The 16,297-nt window shown below is 67.1% G+C and carries 20 protein-coding genes and 1 tRNA gene; 14 read left to right on the forward strand and 7 right to left on the reverse strand.

Annotated elements, in window-relative coordinates; translation table 11 throughout:
- Nucleotides 1-1,798 (forward strand): peptidoglycan-binding protein (locus RIE08_02580; GenBank protein ID MEQ8716473.1); only part of this gene is annotated, 1,798 nt, incomplete at its 5' end.
- A gap of 7 nt (nucleotides 1,799-1,805) precedes the next feature.
- A complete protein-coding gene (locus tag RIE08_02585) occupies nucleotides 1,806-2,279 on the forward strand; it encodes a hypothetical protein (GenBank protein ID MEQ8716474.1) in 474 nt (157 codons plus the stop codon).
- Between the two features lie 724 nt (nucleotides 2,280-3,003).
- Here RIE08_02585 and RIE08_02590 read toward each other — a convergent pair.
- Nucleotides 3,004-3,249 (reverse strand): hypothetical protein, encoded by a 246-nt coding sequence (locus tag RIE08_02590; GenBank protein MEQ8716475.1) that lies wholly within the window; start codon nucleotides 3,247-3,249, stop codon nucleotides 3,004-3,006.
- 78 nt (nucleotides 3,250-3,327) lie between these two features.
- A complete protein-coding gene (locus RIE08_02595; protein MEQ8716476.1) occupies nucleotides 3,328-3,813 on the reverse strand; it encodes a hypothetical protein in 486 nt (161 codons plus the stop codon).
- A gap of 74 nt (nucleotides 3,814-3,887) precedes the next feature.
- Here RIE08_02595 and RIE08_02600 point away from each other — a divergent pair, with 74 nt between their 5' ends.
- From RIE08_02600 to RIE08_02610, 3 genes are all read left to right on the forward strand, one after another.
- Entirely contained in the window at nucleotides 3,888-4,106 is a 219-nt protein-coding gene (locus RIE08_02600) for a helix-turn-helix transcriptional regulator (protein MEQ8716477.1), read from the forward strand.
- A gap of 219 nt (nucleotides 4,107-4,325) precedes the next feature.
- Entirely contained in the window at nucleotides 4,326-4,544 is a 219-nt protein-coding gene (locus tag RIE08_02605; protein ID MEQ8716478.1) for a helix-turn-helix domain-containing protein, read from the forward strand.
- Between the two features lie 566 nt (nucleotides 4,545-5,110).
- A complete protein-coding gene (locus RIE08_02610) occupies nucleotides 5,111-5,920 on the forward strand; it encodes a DUF3800 domain-containing protein (protein ID MEQ8716479.1) in 810 nt (269 codons plus the stop codon).
- 93 nt (nucleotides 5,921-6,013) lie between these two features.
- On the opposite strand, the gene RIE08_02615 is transcribed toward RIE08_02610, so the two are convergent.
- Together RIE08_02615 and RIE08_02620 are read right to left on the reverse strand one after the other, a co-directional pair.
- On the reverse strand, nucleotides 6,014-7,120 hold the full coding sequence (locus RIE08_02615) for a tyrosine-type recombinase/integrase (protein MEQ8716480.1): 1,107 nt from the start codon (nucleotides 7,118-7,120) through the stop codon (nucleotides 6,014-6,016).
- Between the two features lie 107 nt (nucleotides 7,121-7,227).
- Nucleotides 7,228-7,298, reverse strand: a tRNA-Gly gene (locus RIE08_02620).
- Between the two features lie 170 nt (nucleotides 7,299-7,468).
- Between RIE08_02620 and RIE08_02625 the strand changes: the two genes are divergently transcribed.
- From RIE08_02625 to RIE08_02640, 4 genes are read left to right on the forward strand one after another with little or no spacing between them, the layout of a single operon-like run.
- Nucleotides 7,469-8,461, forward strand: coding sequence for a TerC family protein (locus RIE08_02625; protein MEQ8716481.1), 993 nt, complete (start codon nucleotides 7,469-7,471; stop codon nucleotides 8,459-8,461).
- Nucleotides 8,458-9,225 (forward strand): universal stress protein, encoded by a 768-nt coding sequence (locus RIE08_02630; protein MEQ8716482.1) that lies wholly within the window; start codon nucleotides 8,458-8,460, stop codon nucleotides 9,223-9,225. Before RIE08_02625 ends, RIE08_02630 begins: the two co-directional genes overlap by 4 nt.
- A 38-nt stretch (nucleotides 9,226-9,263) precedes the next feature.
- Entirely contained in the window at nucleotides 9,264-9,527 is a 264-nt protein-coding gene (locus RIE08_02635; protein MEQ8716483.1) for a type II toxin-antitoxin system prevent-host-death family antitoxin, read from the forward strand.
- 3 nt (nucleotides 9,528-9,530) lie between these two features.
- The gene (locus tag RIE08_02640) at nucleotides 9,531-9,965 is read left to right on the forward strand and encodes a type II toxin-antitoxin system VapC family toxin (protein MEQ8716484.1); all 435 of its coding nucleotides are present in this window, start codon (nucleotides 9,531-9,533) and stop codon (nucleotides 9,963-9,965) included.
- Nucleotides 9,966-9,996: 31 nt separating this feature from the next.
- Here RIE08_02640 and RIE08_02645 read toward each other — a convergent pair whose 3' ends face one another.
- The gene (locus RIE08_02645; GenBank protein MEQ8716485.1) at nucleotides 9,997-11,712 is read right to left on the reverse strand and encodes an alkaline phosphatase D family protein; all 1,716 of its coding nucleotides are present in this window, start codon (nucleotides 11,710-11,712) and stop codon (nucleotides 9,997-9,999) included.
- Between the two features lie 65 nt (nucleotides 11,713-11,777).
- On the opposite strand from RIE08_02645, the gene RIE08_02650 reads away from it, so the two are divergent.
- Genes RIE08_02650 through dcd form a run of 3 tightly spaced genes read left to right on the forward strand, consistent with a single transcriptional unit; the run spans nucleotide 11,778 to nucleotide 13,381 of the window.
- Nucleotides 11,778-12,344, forward strand: a complete 567-nt coding sequence (locus RIE08_02650) for a phosphohydrolase (GenBank protein MEQ8716486.1) — start codon at nucleotides 11,778-11,780, stop codon at nucleotides 12,342-12,344.
- 48 nt (nucleotides 12,345-12,392) lie between these two features.
- Complete coding sequence (locus RIE08_02655) at nucleotides 12,393-12,818, forward strand: DUF4440 domain-containing protein (GenBank protein MEQ8716487.1); 426 nt, start codon at nucleotides 12,393-12,395, stop codon at nucleotides 12,816-12,818.
- Entirely contained in the window at nucleotides 12,815-13,381 is a 567-nt protein-coding gene (gene dcd, locus RIE08_02660; GenBank protein MEQ8716488.1) for a dCTP deaminase, read from the forward strand. The genes RIE08_02655 and dcd overlap by 4 nt, the downstream gene beginning before the upstream one ends.
- 40 nt (nucleotides 13,382-13,421) lie before the next feature.
- Here dcd and RIE08_02665 read toward each other — a convergent pair whose 3' ends face one another.
- A complete protein-coding gene (locus RIE08_02665; protein ID MEQ8716489.1) occupies nucleotides 13,422-14,054 on the reverse strand; it encodes a zf-HC2 domain-containing protein in 633 nt (210 codons plus the stop codon).
- A 56-nt stretch (nucleotides 14,055-14,110) separates the two neighbouring features.
- On the opposite strand from RIE08_02665, the gene RIE08_02670 reads away from it, so the two are divergent.
- Both RIE08_02670 and RIE08_02675 read left to right on the forward strand, forming a co-directional pair.
- Complete coding sequence (locus RIE08_02670; protein MEQ8716490.1) at nucleotides 14,111-14,644, forward strand: sigma-70 family RNA polymerase sigma factor; 534 nt, start codon at nucleotides 14,111-14,113, stop codon at nucleotides 14,642-14,644.
- Nucleotides 14,645-14,733: 89 nt separating this feature from the next.
- Complete coding sequence (locus RIE08_02675; protein MEQ8716491.1) at nucleotides 14,734-15,318, forward strand: copper chaperone PCu(A)C; 585 nt, start codon at nucleotides 14,734-14,736, stop codon at nucleotides 15,316-15,318.
- Here RIE08_02675 and RIE08_02680 read toward each other — a convergent pair.
- Nucleotides 15,269-16,297 (reverse strand): hypothetical protein, encoded by a 1,029-nt coding sequence (locus RIE08_02680; protein MEQ8716492.1) that lies wholly within the window; start codon nucleotides 16,295-16,297, stop codon nucleotides 15,269-15,271. The two genes, RIE08_02675 and RIE08_02680, sit on opposite strands and share 50 nt — an antisense overlap.

The raw sequence follows: 16,297 nt of genomic DNA on the forward strand, positions 1-16,297 counted from the left end.
CACCTACGATGAACGCAACCGGCTGATCACCGGACCCGAAGGCGACTACACCTGGACGCCGCGTGGAACACTCACCGAAATCGACGACGGATCCACCACCTCGCTGTACGCGTTCGACGGGTTGGGTCGGATGACCGCCGCTAACGAAGGCACCGCGGTCACCTACACCTACGACAGCCTCGACCGCATCGCGGCCCGCAACGGCTCGACCAGCGGTTTCGAGTTCAACGGCGCGTCGATCAACCCGACCACCGACGGCAACAGCATCTACACGTTGACACCGTCAGGGTCGATCTTCGCGCTCGACACGCCGTCGTCGTCGGCGAAGGTCGCGACGTTGAACCGCCACGGCGACCTGCAACGCATCACCAACCCGACCGACGGGACCACCGACGCCCACAACCTCACCGACCCGTGGGGCGCGCCGTTGACTTCGGCCGGTGACACCCCCGACGCCGGTTTCCAGGGCGACTACACCGACCCCGACACCGGCGACGTGTGGATGGGCGCACGCTGGTATGACCCCGACTCAGGCACCTTCTCAAGCCGCGACACCTACGCAGGCACCGCCGGCAACCCGAAATCGGGGAACCGGAACCTCTACGGCGAAGCCAACCCCAACAAACACTGGGACCCCACCGGACGCCTCCCTCAAGAGATGAGCGTCTGTCTTTCCCAGGGCGGCGACTTCGCTCAATGCGAACGCAACCACGCCGAGTATCTAGCCAACCAACAGGCAAGGCCTACGGCGACCTGTAGCTCGATCGAGACGTGCCAACGGACCACCAACAGCGTGCTCCCGGGGGGCCGCGACGGGTTCGGATCGAGCAACCTCCAACAAGGCTCCACTGGCGCCGCGGTCACCAACTGGCAGAAGGCCCTCGCCCAGGCAGGGTTCAGCCCCGGCACACCCGACGGCGATTTCGGACCCAAGACAGTCGCCGCGACCAAAGCCTTCCAACACGCAAGCGGCCTCACCGCAGACGGCATAGTGGGCCCCCTCACCAAGACCGCCATGCAACAAAACCTCACCGGCCACATCACCTCCGCCAAGCCGACACCGGTACCCAAAGAAACACCAGGCCGCCTCGCCGACCACACACTGATCAGCGACCCGAATGTGCGGCCGCAGGCGCCCGGGGAGTCACAGTTCGTTGACTTGGACGAGCTAGTCTTGGTTGCGCATGTCACCGCAATTGGCCTTGAGGCGCCTGACGAGCCGCTCGTTCTTGACGCGTCTCGGTCGGCCGTCTTGGCCGACATCGCCGCGGAGGCGTGGATCCATGGCTACCCGAACCCTCCTGCGTCCAAGCTCGGCGGTGGTGAGGACCGGAGTGGACCTTCAGCGGAAGAGCTCTTGTGCCCGGCGGTGTACAGCTTTTCAACTTGTGCTGACGCAGCGCTTCTCGGCGAGCTGGCGAAGGGATATAACGAGGCGATATTCCCCGAGTACGATGGTCACGATGACGTCGCAGGTAACGCGTTTCAACATCAGCTATGGGCAGCGACACTGACCGCGACATATGGCGAAGCTACTGCGCGAAGTCTGCTGATGTTCCATGAGCTGTCAAATCCTGAACAGACGCCCTTCGATTGGACGATGGATACATTCAACAACGAAGCTGGCATACAGCTAGCACTTGACTATCCGACCAACCTGGCGCGCTATGACGCGCTATCCGCCTACCAGAGCATCGCGTATGCAAATATAATAGCCGGAAATGGTTGCTTCATTGTTGACGATAATGTACCCCGGGAAAGCCAACCGGATTCGATTTGCACGATCAATCCAGGGTAGGAGAGCCGTGGAGCGTAACATTCTTGTACTTGCTATAGGCGCTTCAGTCTTGATGGCCCTGTTGCTGGGATGTTCTTCTACCAGCAGGCAAGCTGGCAATTTCGATAAGTCGGAGTGGCGCGATGCTGTGGCTTCTGAGGCAGGTTCTGGGGAGCTGCTTGGTCTATTTCCGGCTGACTCCGTCTTCGTGGTCGGTTGCCCGGGGCCATCAGACGAAAACGACGTCCCGCGCGTCGAGGCATTCGCGACGCTTGACCTAACTCCCGAGAGCGCAGCTACCATTCTCCGGGATGGTGGCTGGACGTTGGTCGACTCGGACCTTGCGAGCGTCGAGGCAATCAAGGAGCTACCCGGTGAGTCAGTAGCACATGTACGGATCATGTTCTCCGGTGAAGCCATACTTCTTCAGGTGCGACTCGCCGTGCCTGATGTCTGCGAATCCGGCCTCGTCTTCCCAGCGGTGCCGTCGGCTCTGCGGTAGGAACGGTCTGCCGCGGGTGGAGGTGACACCCGACGTGCAGGCTGTCAGGCATCGGTTGGCCGAATCCCGTCACCTCGCCGTCGCAGATGATTCAAGACGGTCGTCCGGTGCACCTCGTACCGTGCGGCAAGCTCGTTGATCGAGGCTCCAGCCGCATGGTCATCGATGAGTCTGTCGACGGCTGCCGAGTCGAGCCTGTGGTTCCGGCGGACCGCCCTTAGTTGTCTCGGACGTGGGCGCTCCGGACCGGCCTCAACCCGCCCGATCGCGTCGAGGACACCGTTGAGGGCCGTTCCCCAGGCGGAGAGCAGGTCACAAGGGTGTGAAAGCTGTCCCTCACGGTCCGCCCTAGGGGACTCGAACACTCGACCGTCTCGGTGCGTCGCGCACTCGCCGTCGACTCGGAAAGCGCGAGTTTTCGGATCAGCCCGCATGTCGCCACAGAGTTTCGACACCGACCAGCGATGGCGTCCTTGAGTAGCATGGGAGATACTCACACGCGACGAACCTGTCGCTGAGCGCATCGACAGGCGCAGCCTCCGCTGGCGTCGTCTCTCAGCCCTAGCCGACACCGATATCTCGTCTCGTTCCGGCGGCCCTCCACGCACAGCGCGGAGGGCCGCTCTCGTCGAGGTGGCGCAACCCAGGTCCGCCGCACTTGGGATCCGACGGTCCCCTCGCGCCAGCGGCCGGTCCGCTCGGGGTTGGGGCCACCTGCGCCTGGTCAAGACCTCGGGAATCGATCGAGGCTGCCGTGTTCGCCGATCATGTGGCAGACCATGGCCGCTTCGGTGCCGGTGGCCCAGTTGGCCCAGTCGAGGTCGCCCATGGGGACGTCGAGGGTGGCCCGCACGACCTGGTGATCGTGCAGCAGTACGAAGATGCGGAGCCCGTCGGTTGTGCCGTCGCGTTCGACGACGGGCACTGAGATGCCGGTCCACGGTCCAGATTCCCATTCGTGCTCAATCATGACAGGTCCCTTCGGGATCGGCGTCGGCGCTCGGGGCGACCAGAGCCTCTCGGCGTCGGAGGCGTCGGGACAGTGGGTTCACCGCCCAGGTGGGACGAGTTCGGTATTGACGTCAGCGAACACGCTGGGCTGTTCGCCTGCACACTCCCGTAGCGCCGAGGTTGGGACTCGATCGAGGGGCTCGAGTCGAGGTGTGTCGAATGCGGTCACGGCGTCGCCGTCGAATCCCCATCCGTATCCGCTGACGAAGAGCCGTCGTCCTGTTGCGCATTCGAGGCCCTGAGCGGCGATCAACAAGGTGTCGGTCACGAAACACGGCGCTGACCACGCTTCCCAGCCCGCTGGTTCCCCAGCAGGAAGAGCGGTCGAGCAGCTCACCGGATCGATCCAGTCACCGACGTCAGCGGCGAACTCCCCGTCACTGGAGCGGACCGCCCGTGCGCTGCACGATGCCAGGACCACCAGACAGGCGAGCCACACGGCCACGGTCATGACACCAGGCGTCGGCCGCCGCCGAGAGCGGGCACGGCCGGTTTCGAGGGGTTCAGGTTGGTTGTCGGTCATGTCAGGGGCCTCCCACCGTGAATGCTACGTATAAGTATGTCGACAGATAGGTAGCGATCCTTGAGCGTCGTCGTGTGGCCGAAGGAGAACTGCAACGCCGTCTCGGCGAGAACCTGCGACGCGTCCGCCGTGACCGGGGCCTGTCTCAGGAGGCGTTCGCGGAGTTCTTGGGGGTGCACCGCACCTACATCGGCAGCGTCGAACGAGGCGAACGGAACCTGTCGCTGCGTTCGGTCGAGCGCCTCGCCGACCAACTCGATTGTGATCCGCTCGACTTGCTCTCAGCTCCCTGACCGCGCCGACGGGTTGGCCGTTATCCCCAGGTTGGCTGTGGATAGCCGCGGGGATTTCCACAACGAATTCCACATCGAATTCAAGGATCTGCCCTTTTCGTCCACAGGGGACCGTCCATACGCTCCTGGTCTCGCTACAAACCACGCTTGTCCACGGGAGCCTCAGGGTTACCGCCCTCGCACCCGTCTCGGCAGGCCACCAACCCCCAAGGAGCGACCATGACCAACACCGCCGACAGCGAAACGCCATCAGCCGCTGACCTGTTGACCATCCCCGAGGCCGCCCAATACGCCCCCGCGTTCGGTCAGCGATTCATCCGCCGCCTCCTGGACATGCGGACCCTGCCCAAGGTCAAGATCGGCGGCCGGGTATTCGTCAGCCGCCGAGACCTCGACGCGCTCGTAGCCGCCCACCGGGACCCGCCTGCCCCAGACTGATGAAAATGCCGGTCCTCGAGGCTCCTTCAGTTGGCGGCATCGGCATCGCCGAACAAGGCTCGCCCCAGCGTGTTGGCCCGCGCTATTGCACCCACAAGCTGGTCGCGGGCTCGTCGATGGGTCTCTCTCGAAGGCCGCCACTCCTAACAGGTGACCCGCGGTTCAGCCTGGTTCCGGCCGATCCTCGTCGCAGACGGCGAGGAAGTCGCCGGGCGGCTCTCCGAAGTCCTGGAAGTCGATAGCCACCGCCGGGTGGGCGCGCCATCGTCTCTGCCGTCCATCTGATGGCTCGACGCGGTCCCAGGTAGGCCTGGCGTCCCAGAGTCCTTCACTGGCGGACATGCGGCAACGGGTGAAGGGGATTGCTTGTGCGCGCGCGAGCTGATATATTCGTAGTCGGCGTAGAGAGGACTGCATGCCGGTTCCCGACAAGGACCCCACCAAGACTGCGTCGCGGTGCTTGAGCTGAGGGTCCCTGCGCTACCAGTAATGATCTGAGAGCGAACGCCGCCTTCGGGCGGCGTTCGCCGCGTTCGGGTAGCCTTGGGTCTCTGTATCTTCTGTTCCTGGATGAGTCGGGCACGCACGGCGGGAGCCCAGCGCTGATCGTGGGCGGCCTCGCCGTCCACGAAGACGACGCGCTCCACCTTCAACGGAAACTCGAGTCGTTCCTCCAAGGCCGGATATCCGGTCCGCCTCATTCGCTGAACGCACTCAACCTCGAGCTCCACGCGACGGACATCAAGAACGGAAAACGGGACTGGGCGAAGGTCGACTACAACACGAGGCTCGACGTGTTGCACGGAGCGCTGGTCACCCTGGGCAGATATCAGGTGCGGTGGGCGAAGTTCCCACTGGCGTTCTTCGGAGCCGTCGTGGACGCGGCGAAGGTCAGCGATCGCCGAGAGCGGGAGCGGCTGGCCTACGAACTCGTGCTCAACAAGTTCGATGCGATGTTGTCCAGGGTGAACAGCGCCCCTGCCCGCCAGCGTGGCCTCGTCATCCACGACCAGCGAGTCGTGGGAGGAGGCAAGCGTGTGTGGACCGAGGAGCGAGCGATCCAGGAATGGACGAGGGACTGGCGCGAATCCGCTGGGCGCGTCGGCCAGCTGCATCACCTCGCGGACATCCCGCTATTTGCAGATTCTCAGGCATCTCGGCTGATCCAAGGCGCTGACCTGGTGAGCTATGCACTCTGGCGATACTACGGCGCCAGAGACCGCGAGTACCTCGACATCTTGTTGGACCGCTTCGACAGTGACGGGGTCGCACTTCACGGGCTCATCCACTACTCGCGGGACTTCGCTACGGGCACTTGCGACTGCCCGCCCTGCGTGAACCGCCTTGAGCGCGGGATGGACCCCAGAACTCCCTGAGGAACTCAGCTAGAGGCCGATGTCGCCGCCGGCCTTCGCTTCCCACATCGACGTCCGGCGCACCTAGCGGCGCATCACCGGGTCTCCGTCGGCCTAGCGGCGGGCGGGACGGTCGCTGTTCATTCGCTGCTCGATGCGGTCTGCGATCTCGACGTCTCGGCGCTGCGAGGCTTGCAGGTAGCGCAGCGACGCGTCCGAGGAGGCGTGGCCCATTCTCGCCATGATCTCGCGTAGCGACGCTCCGGCGGTAGCCGCTGAGGTCCCGGCCAGGTGGCGCAGGTCATGGAAACGGGTGGCCTCGTCGATGCAGGCTTGTCGCAGAGCGCGTTTCCAGTGCGGTGCGAAGTAGCCGTTGAGCAGCGGGCCGTCCTTGAGCGAGGTGAACACGAGCGCATCAGGGCCGTCACTCACGAAGGCGCTCAGGTGCTCGTCGACCATGGCGGCTACAGCGGTGGGGATCACGACGCTGCGATGCGCCGCGGCGGACTTCGGCGGACCAAGAGTCGCGCCCTGTCCGCGGATGAATGTCAACGCCTGATCGACGCGCAGCGTCCGGGCGTCGATGTCGACGTGGCGGCGGGTGAGCCCGGTCAGCTCGCCGAAACGCAACCCTGAGGTGGCGGCGACCCACACCAGCGCGGCGAACCGGGGGAGGATCGCGTCCGCGATGGCTTCGATGTCGTCCCAGCCCAGGGGTGGCCGTTCGGTTGAGCGTTCCGAGGCGGCGCCTTTGATGTGGACCGGATTCACGCGGATGACCCCGTCGTCTACGGCGGTGTCGAGCATCGTGCGGAACAGTCGGTACACCTTGGCGACCGTATTGGGGTGCAGCCCGGACTGTGACAGGCGGCCGTGCCATGCCCGCACCGCCGATGGCGTGATGCTGCGCAACTCGACCGACTCGAAGTCCGCCACGATGTGGGAGAGCTGAGAGGCATAGGTATCGCGGGTACGCGGACGAAGCTCGCGGCCCTCGAGCCAGCGAGTGGCGAAATCGCCGAAACGTTCCCGCCCACTCGATGGGTCGACATGGCGGCCCGCCACCAGATCGGTCTCTACTGAAGCCAGCCACGCACGCGCTTCGGCTTTGGTCGCGAAAGTCGTATCGGCGGGCACCTGGTTCCCGAGATGCGAATACCGTGCCTGATAGCGCCCAGACGGGAGCTTACGGATGTTGCCGAAAGGCCTGCTCGTGCCCATGCGCGCCTACTCTCGACCGACGTTCTAGGCGCACTCTAGGCACAAACGCCTCCGTCGCACCACGCTCAACCAGGCCAATAGGCCTTCTGACCTGCGATGTTACAGAGAGCGGGTGACGAGAATCGAACTCGCGTTCTCAGCTTGGGAAGCTGATGTTCTACCATTGAACTACACCCGCAGTGAGCAGCCAGCGTAGCTTCCGCGTTTCAGGGAGCCCCGTTCGTTGCGACACTGAGTTCATGGAAGCGTGCTCGACCCATACTCACCCGGCCCACGCCGGGGACGACTGTGGCCCACCCGTGAGCATGCTGCCGTCCCTGTGAGACGTCGCTGCGTCACGCGGCTCCGATGACGGCAATCGGAGGAATCGTTGCGGCAACCGGCCCGTCGGCCGAGGAGTTCGTGGACCTCGACGTCCCGTTGTGGGGCTGGGGAGCGCTTGTCGGAGCAATCGTGGTGCTGCTCGTCGGCGACCTGCTCCTCGTCCACCGCACACCCCACGAGATCTCGTTTCGCGCCGCCGCGATCGAGTCGGCGGTGTGGATCGCGATCGGCCTGAGCTTCGTAGGAGTGCTGGCGTGGTGGCAGGGCGGTGCCGCTTCCGGTGAGTACCTCGCCGGCTACCTGATCGAGAAGAGCCTCTCGGTGGACAACGTGTTCGTCTGGGCGGTGATCTTCAACTACTTCGCGGTGCCCAACCGCTACCAGTTCCGCGTCCTGTTCTGGGGAATCTTCGGAGCGCTCGTCCTGCGCGCTCTGTTCATCTTCGCCGGGGTGACGCTGCTCGAGACCTTCGACTGGATCCTCTACGTGTTCGGGGGGTTCCTGCTGTTCACGGCGTTCAAGATCTCCCGGAGCCACGGGACCGAGGTCCATCCCGAGTCCAACCCCGTACTGCGGGTCGTGCAGCGCGTCGTGCCCTCCACGACCGAGTTCGACGGCCAGAAGCTGTTCACGCGCCGAACGGGACGGCTACTCGCCACGCCGCTGTTCGCCGTACTCGTGCTGATCGAGACCACCGACGTCGTCTTCGCCGTCGACTCGATCCCCGCCATCCTCGCGGTGTCACGCGAGCCGTTCATCGTGTTCGCCTCCAACGCGTTCGCGATCCTCGGTCTGCGTGCCCTGTATTTCCTGCTCGCCGGCATGGCTGGGCGGTTCCGCTACCTCAACCGCGGTCTCGGGGTCATCCTCGCCTTCGTCGGTGTCAAGATGATCATCGTGGAGTGGTACCACTTCCCGACTGCCGTGAGCCTCGGGGTCATCGCGGGCGTCCTCGCCGTGACCATCTTCGCAAGCCTGCGGGCCGACGACGCCGACGCCGAAAGGGCGAATCGATGAGCACCGAAGCGCCTCTACTGGTCTTCGGCGACGACGGGTCACCCGAGGCCGACGTCGCCTGGCTCTGGATCAACAATCACCACTGGCCCGGTTGGCGCATCGAGGCCGTCACCGGGACGACGCCGGATCCCGCCGAGCACGCTCCGCCCCGACCCAGAGAGTGGACGCCGCCGTGGGACCGCTCGCCCACCGCGCCGGCCGACATCGCGTCGTTGTCCTTCCTCGTCGCGACGGGGGACCCGCGGGTACTGCTCGCCGAGCATCGTGACGCGGCGCTGATCGTCGTCGGGTCGCGGGGACTCGGCCATCTGCGAGCCATCTGGAAAGGGAGCACCTCGGAGTGGCTGATGCATCAGCCGGCCGCTCCCGTCGCCGTGATCCGCTCGGCTCGACCGGCGCGTTCGGCACTGATCTGCGTCGACGGCTCGGAGCACTCGTTGTCGGCCGTGCGCGCGATGGCACGCCTGCCCCTTGCGCCGGACGTCGAAGCGACGGTTCTCGCCGTGGTCGACGGAACGGTCGACGCCGGTGCGGCCACAGGATCCGCCGTCGGGCTCCTCGCCCACGAGGGAGTGGCAGCCAGCGAGCTCCACCTGAAAGGACGGCCGGCGAAGGTGATCCTCGATCGGCTCCGGGACGCTCCCGTCGACCTGGTCGTTCTGGGTACTCGGGGTCTCACCGGCGTCGACCGGATGAAGCTGGGTTCGACCGCGGCCAAGGTCGTGCGGGACGCGCCATGTTCCGCGCTCGTCGCCACGGTGTAGTTGTACAGGACAGCCTCTGTCTGATGTACGTTACGGCCATGGACGTCGCCGTTTCGGAGTTCCGGGCCCATCTGAGTGAATGGCTTGCGCGGGCGCAACAGGGCGACGAGATCGTGGTCACCGACAGGGGTACGCCCGTCGCGCGCGTCGTCGGGATCGGTCGTTCGTCGACCCTCGACCAGTTGACCGAGCAGGGAGTGATCTCTCGACCGTCTGCGGCCGGCCGACCGGCCGCGGCAGGAGCGAAACGGCCTCGATCCAAGCGTCCGGTCGCCTCACGTGTGAGCGAGCAGCGCGGCTGACCGATGGCGCTGGTCTATTTCGACTCCAGTGCGCTCGTGAAGCTGGTGGTGGAGGAGGACGGCACCGAGACCGCAGCGGCCCTGTGGGACGGGTGCGACGCGGCGCTGTCCAGTCGGATCGCCTACCCGGAGGTCTGTGCGGCGCTCGCCGCGGCGGAGCGGAACGACGATCTCGACAGCCGCAGCCACGCCGCCGCGCTCCGTGGATGGGAGACCTACTGGGCCGCGACGAGACCTGTCGAGCTCACCGTCGACGTCGAGCGCGCCGCCGGTGATCTGGCCCGCCGCCTTGCACTGCGCGGAGCCGACGCCATCCACCTGGCGAGTGCCCGTGCGCTCGGAGTGTCGGATCTCGTCGTCGCGGTGTGGGATCGGCGCCTCCACGCAGGAGCCATGGCCCTCGGCCTCGCGGTAGCGCCGGCGACGCTGGGGTCCTGACCAGCGACCGGGACGTCGCGGGCGTCGAGCCTCAGATCGGTTGAGCGCCGGGCGTCCCCGCCACGACCCGCCAGGTGCTCAGCGTCTCGGCCTGCTGGTCCGGCACCGTCGCATCGGCGATCGCCCGGTACGTCGTCGTCCAGGAATCGGGCGTGACCTCGCAGGTGCAGTAGCCCTTGCGAGCGTCGAAGAACCGGATCTGAGGGTTCGAGGCGGTCAGCAGAGGTGCGATCAGCCCGACGTTCTCACCGAGCGGGAACCGTGACGTGATCGACGAAGCCATGAACTCGGTCGCGACCACCGGCGAAGCGGCGTCGAAGGGATCGGGCTTCACGTCGCCGACCGTCGCCGAGTGGAAGTCGCCGGTGAGGACCACGACGTCGTCGACCCCGTCGGCCGCGATGGTCTCGAGGATCCGGCGCCGGTTCGCGAAGTAGCCGTCCCAGGTGTCGTTCACGACGACCGGTTCGTCGCCCAGCGGCAAGGTGGCGCCGTGCATCATCACCTGGTTGGCGAGCACCTTCCAGCGAGGGCCGGCCGCGCGCAGCCCGTCGAGCAGCCACGCCTCCTGGTCCGCTCCGAGCATCGAGTGATCGGGGTCCATGGCGGTCGGGCCGATCGTCGTGATCGGCAGGGCGTCGCCGAACCCGGGGATGGACACACGGTCGCCGTCGGTCGGCTGATCATCGCGGTACTGGCGGCCGTCCAGCATGAACAACGACGCCAGGTCACCCCAGTCGATGGTGCGGTGGATGTCCCAGCCGACGCCGTCGGGCGGGTCGAGCCGCACCGGCATGTGCTCGTACCAGGCGAGGTACCCCGCCGCACGGCGCTCGTCGAAGACCGCCCCGGTTGCGCCGTCGGGGCCGAACGGTCCCGCGTAGTCGTTGACCACCTCGTGGTCGTCCCAGGTGACGATCCACGGCCGGGCTGCGTGGCTCGCCTGCAGGTTCGGGTCCGTCTTGTAGAGCGCGTAGCGGTTCCGGTAGTCGGCGAGCGTGAAGCACTCACCGGCGGTGTGACTGCGGGCCGCCCCGCCCGGGATCTGGATCGGATCGCGGCCCGGCGCGGCCTCGTAGATGTAGTCCCCGAGCCAGACGAACAGATCGAGGTCCTCGAGGGCGAGGTTGGCGTGCGCCGCGTAGAAGCCGTGCTCGTAGTTCTGACACGACGAGAAGCCGAACCGCAGGGACTCCACCGTGGCCCCGACGGCCGGGAGGGTCCGGCACCGTCCCACCGGGCTCGTCCATTCGCCGATGCGGAACCGGTAGAAGTACCAGGTGTCGGCCGCGAGGCCGGTGGCGTCCACGTGGACCGAGTGGGCGAGGCCCGGGATCGCCGGAGTTCTTCCGCTCGCAACCAGACCGACGAAGGAGACGTCGAGCGCGACCTCCCAGGTGACGTCCAGGTTCTCGTCAGGCATGCCGCCGCCGTCGAGAGGCGTCGGCGCCAGCCGCGTCCACAGGATCACCGACGTCGACGTCGGGTCCCCGGACGCGACGCCGAGGGTGAACGGGTCGCCGGGCAGGTCGACCGGCTCCAGGGGTTCGGGCGTGGTCCCGGGTATCGGCTCTGCGGAAGGCGTAGGCGTCGGCGTCGTATCAGCGGGCGCCTGCGTGGACGACGTCGTGGTGTCCGGGGCCGGGCCGGCGCTGTCGTCGCCCCCCGAACACGCCGCCGCGAGTGTGGCGGCGACGGAAGAGGCGAGGAAGGCGCGCCGGGTCGGTCGCCAGGGTCGGGGAGTCACGGTGCAATCATCCCCCACCGGCGGGCGCGCCGACGCCGCGCCCGCGGTTCCCGTACCATCCGGCCATGACCGACGTGCACGAACCCCGGGCCGGCTTCACGCGGATGGAGGACTCCACCGCCGCGGACTGGGACATCATCACGATGCACCACGCCCAGCTCGTCGCCGGGCTCCCCGGCCGGATCATGGACCACCTGCGGCTCCTCGACGGCGACTTCGGCGGATTCGCGGTCGACCGTCTCACCCACAGTCTCCAGACGGCAGCGCTCGCCGAGGCCGACGGGCGCGACACCGAGTACGTCGTGTGCGCTCTCCTGCACGACGTCGGTGACACGCTCGGTCCTCTGGACCATCCCGGTGTCGCCGCGGCCATCCTCAAGCCGGTCGTGTCCGAGGCCAACCACTGGATGGTCGGCCACCACGGGATCTTCCAGGGCTACTACTTCTGGCACCACATCGGCCTGGACCGCAACGCCCGCGACGGCTTCCGTGACCACGAGCACTACGGCCGCACCGAGGAGTTCTGCCGGCTCTACGACATGGTGGCCTTCGACCCGGAGCGGACGACCCCGCCTCTCGAGTACTTCGCCGATGCCGTCGCCGAGGTGTTCGCGCCACCTTCGTTCGGGTGACCCGTCGTCGCCTGTCCCCCCGGCCGCGGCCCCAATAGGCTCGGCCCGATGGGAGAACCAACGCCCGAAGAACGTTCGCTGTGCGAGTTGTGGGAGGCCGACGCCGCCATCGGCGTCGGCGCGCCGACCGCCGGGCTCGGGCACTTCGCCGCCGACGTCTGTGCCCTGTGGGTGGACGGCCGCCGCCTCGAAGGCGTCGACGAGATCCGTCGCGAGGCCGAGGCGCTCGGTGGTGCCTCGGGCACCCGTGAGCTCACCTACTCCGAGGTGACCTGCCGCATCGTCGGCGACACCGGTGTGATCCACGGCCGTTATCTGCTGTGTGAGGAGATCGCCGCCATCGGCCCGGTGGAGATGACCGGCAGGTTCACCGCCACCTTCAACCGTGGAGCCGACGGCTGGGAGTGCGTCCTCGCGCACTACGACGGTCCGATCACCGCTCCCCATGCCCACGAGATCGGTGACGACGCATGATCCTGTCCGACCGCACCATCCGCGAGTCCCTCGACGCCGGGCGTATCGAGATCGACCCGCTCGGCGACAACGCCGTGCAGCCCTCGTCGGTGGACCTGCGTCTCGACCGCTACTTCCGGGTCTTCCGCAACCACACGCTCGGCATGATCGACGTGAAGAAGAACCTCGAGGCGCTCACCGAACCCGTCGAGATCACCGAGGAAGAGGCGTTCATACTCCACCCCGGGGAGTTCGTGCTCGGCTCGACGCTCGAACGTGTCCGCCTGCCCGACGATCTCGTCGCCCGCCTCGAGGGGAAGTCCAGCCTGGGGCGGCTCGGCCTGCTGATCCATTCCACCGCGGGCTTCGTGGACGCCGGCTGGAACGGCCAGCTCACCCTCGAGTTGTCGAACGTCGCCAACCTGCCGATCACGCTGTACCCGACGATGAAGATCGGCCAGATCAGCTTCCTGCAGATGACCACCCCCGCCGACGTGCCCTACGGCGGGAAGTCGGTCGGCTCCAAGTACCAGGACCAGGTGGGTCCCGTACCGAGCCGTTACTGGGAGAACTTCGAGCGGTAGCGCCCCGGTGCGAGACCAGCGAGGGCCGGCGCCCGGCGCCTCATGAGATGAGGCGCAGTCCGGAGTGACGGGTGGAGCGCAACCTCCCGACCCGCTCGCCGAGACGGTGGCGGCCCCCCGACAGCCACCAGAGGGCCACGATCCCGGCGAGCTCCAGCATGTGCGTCGTCTCGTCCAGCACCGTCGAGCTTCCCGTCGCGGCATCCACCACCCCGGTCACGAGGAACGTGACGCCCAGCGCCGACATCATCGGCACGAGTCCGATGGAGCGTTCCGGGCGCAACGCGGCGTAGCCGAATCCGATGGCAAGGGCCATGCCGAACGCCCCGAGATGACGCCCCACGTGGGGGGTCGCGCCCGCCTCGTCACCGGACACGAGCAGTGGGACGTTGAGCAGCACCAGGGTGGCCGCGATCGAGCCGAGCGCAATCCGCACCCATTCGCCGCGCCCCGCGTCTGGAGCACCCGCTCGTCGCAGGACCGCGCTCGTGAGGTCGGGTATCTCGGCGACGGTGTTCATCACCGCTGCCCGGCGCAGAGCGTGGACCCGCTCCTCGAAATGGCGGCAGGTCGCGCACGAATCGAGGTGTTCGGTGAGGTGCAGGCCGTCGGCGGAGTCGACCTCCCCGTCGACCCTCGCGGAGATGAGCGCACGTGCGTCGGGACAGTCCATATGGGAAAGGTCGTTCGGCGGTGGCGCCCGGTTCCCGACCGGGCAGAATCGATGTCGTGGATCGTGTAACCGAGCTGGCGCTCGCGGCGCGCGACGGGAACCGTCACGCGCTCGAGGAGTTCGTCCGTGTGACGCAGCGTTCCGTGTGGCTGCTGTGCCGCCACCTCGGGGATCCCGACACGGTCGAGGACCTCGTCCAGGACACGTATCTGAGGGCGCTGCGGTCACTGCCGCGATTCCGCAACGACGGTCCGGCCCGGGCCTGGCTCCTGCGCATCGCGCGCAACACGTGCGCCGACGCCACCCGCAGCCGTATCCGTCGCCGCCGGCGGATGGCGGAGGGGGAGGCGCCGGACACGCCCGTCGTCTCCGGCTCGTGGGAGGTCGTCGAGGACCTCCTGCGAGGCATCTCGGCGGAACGGCGGGAGGCGTTCGTACTCACACAGTTCGTAGGCCTGTCCTACGCCGAAGCCGCTGCGGTCGCCGGTTGCGCCGTCGGGACCATTCGATCTCGAGTCTCGCGAGCGCGAGAGGACCTCCTGGCGCTTCTCGACGACGAGACCAGGGGAGCGACCGGCTCGTCCGGCTGAAGGTCCTTAGATCTCCGGGAACTCCTCCCGGCGTCCGGGCGACCTCTTCGTCGTGCGGCGACCGACGCCGTCGAAGGAGGAAGACCCCGATGCGACGATTTCTCGTGCCACTGGTGCTCGTGGCACTGCTTGCCGCGGCCTGTGGCGACGACGACTCGGAGACTTCGGCGGACCCGACCGCCACGCCGACGGCGACAGTCGCAACGAACGGGGACGGGTCACGGTCGGCGCTCGTGGTCACCGACGCCCGGTACCGCCGTGCCGGCGAGGGACTCGGCGCGGCGTACCTCGTCATCACGAACACCGGCGATGAGGCAGGCCGACTGTCCGCTGCTGCCTCGGGCGCAGCCGGGGAGGTCCAGTTGCACGAGACCGTCACCGATGACGACGGACTGATGGGGATGGTCGAAGTGCCCGAGGGATTCGAGATCCCGGGTGGCGGTGAGCTGATCCTCGAACCCGGAGGCAAGCACCTCATGTTGATCGATCTCGCAGCGGACGCAGGAGGTCAGATCACGATCGAGTTGGTGATCGACGGTGACACGATCGCTGTCCCGTTCGCCTTCAGCGAGGAGCTCTCCGCGATGCCGGGCCACGACGGTGGCCAGTCGATGGAGGGCGGGTCTATGGACGATGGATCCATGGAGGACGCGTCGATGGAGGACGGGCAGTGACGGAGCGGCCGGTCCGCAGCAGCCCCGAGACGATGGCGATCACCCCCACGACGCCGGCCGCCGCTATGACGGCCCGGTCCAGTCCCGGGGGTGCGTCCGATGGGATGATCGCTCTCGAGAGGGCCTCGCGGCGCGTCCAGCTCCACAGGGCGAGCTCTGTCCCGGCCAGCGCGACGAACACTGCACTGACGCTGGGCGTCATTCGACCCCCGATGGTGAGTGCCACCAGGGCCGCTGCGAGGGCCGTTGCGGGCAGGGCCCAGAGCAGCAGCGATGGACTGGTCTCGGGGGGCACTGAGCGCACGGCCCACACGCCGGCCACGAGAGCGGCTGATGCGGTCACCGCCACCGTGGTGACGGTGCCTCTCCGCCCACCACCCACCAGCACCGCCAAGGCCCCGAGGGCTAGGGCCGTTACTGCTCCCAGGACCGGAGGAACGATCGAAGGACCTGACAGAAGAGTCGAAATGACCGTCACGCCCACGGCCCGGCCGTCGACCGTGAGCGGGACGACCGCCTCGAGGATCGTGTCGCCCGGTTCCGCTCCGGGGGGGCGGGCCGGGTTCATCCAGTGCGTGCGGTGATCGTGCCACGCGTAGCGGCCGTCAGAGGCGACGCGGCGCCACTCCGGCGCAGCATCAGGGTCGGCAGCAGGTGGGAGCTCGCGGTCGCCGAAACGGTCCTCGTTCAGGTATATGCTCGGCGAACGCCGGTTCTCCTCGACGGTCCCGTCGGCGCCGAAACGCATGTAGGGCTCGCCTCGGTAGCCGACGACGACGACCTCGGCTCCCGTCAGGTTGGTGAGTTCGAGGAAGCTGTCACCGCCGATGAACCTCAGCTCCAGCCCCTCGACTGCCGGCTCGACCGAGACGATCTCCGAGCGGTAGTCGGTCGGCCCGGCCGGGTCCGCAGCTGCTGGCCCGCCGATCGCCACGAGCGCCGCGCCGGCGATGAGCACGGCCACGGCGAACCGGGACAT

Source organism: Acidimicrobiales bacterium, assembly GCA_040219085.1.
GTDB lineage: Bacteria > Actinomycetota > Acidimicrobiia > Acidimicrobiales > JAVJTC01 > JAVJTC01.

Bases quoted from the DNA above. Each gene is read 5' to 3' on its own strand.
- RIE08_02590 (MEQ8716475.1), bottom strand. From the start codon at position 3,249: ATGATTGAGCACGAATGGGAATCTGGACCGTGGACCGGCATCTCAGTG.
- RIE08_02595 (MEQ8716476.1), bottom strand. From the start codon at position 3,813: ATGACCGACAACCAACCTGAACCCCTCGAAACCGGCCGTGCCCGCTCT.
- RIE08_02605 (MEQ8716478.1), top strand. From the start codon at position 4,326: ATGACCAACACCGCCGACAGCGAAACGCCATCAGCCGCTGACCTGTTG.
- RIE08_02615 (MEQ8716480.1), bottom strand. From the start codon at position 7,120: ATGGGCACGAGCAGGCCTTTCGGCAACATCCGTAAGCTCCCGTCTGGG.
- RIE08_02625 (MEQ8716481.1), top strand. From the start codon at position 7,469: ATGACGGCAATCGGAGGAATCGTTGCGGCAACCGGCCCGTCGGCCGAG.
- RIE08_02630 (MEQ8716482.1), top strand. From the start codon at position 8,458: ATGAGCACCGAAGCGCCTCTACTGGTCTTCGGCGACGACGGGTCACCC.
- RIE08_02635 (MEQ8716483.1), top strand. From the start codon at position 9,264: ATGGACGTCGCCGTTTCGGAGTTCCGGGCCCATCTGAGTGAATGGCTT.
- RIE08_02640 (MEQ8716484.1), top strand. From the start codon at position 9,531: ATGGCGCTGGTCTATTTCGACTCCAGTGCGCTCGTGAAGCTGGTGGTG.
- RIE08_02650 (MEQ8716486.1), top strand. From the start codon at position 11,778: ATGACCGACGTGCACGAACCCCGGGCCGGCTTCACGCGGATGGAGGAC.
- RIE08_02655 (MEQ8716487.1), top strand. From the start codon at position 12,393: ATGGGAGAACCAACGCCCGAAGAACGTTCGCTGTGCGAGTTGTGGGAG.
- dcd (MEQ8716488.1), top strand. From the start codon at position 12,815: ATGATCCTGTCCGACCGCACCATCCGCGAGTCCCTCGACGCCGGGCGT.
- RIE08_02665 (MEQ8716489.1), bottom strand. From the start codon at position 14,054: ATGGACTGTCCCGACGCACGTGCGCTCATCTCCGCGAGGGTCGACGGG.
- RIE08_02675 (MEQ8716491.1), top strand. From the start codon at position 14,734: ATGCGACGATTTCTCGTGCCACTGGTGCTCGTGGCACTGCTTGCCGCG.
- RIE08_02680 (MEQ8716492.1), bottom strand. From the start codon at position 16,297: ATGTCCCGGTTCGCCGTGGCCGTGCTCATCGCCGGCGCGGCGCTCGTG.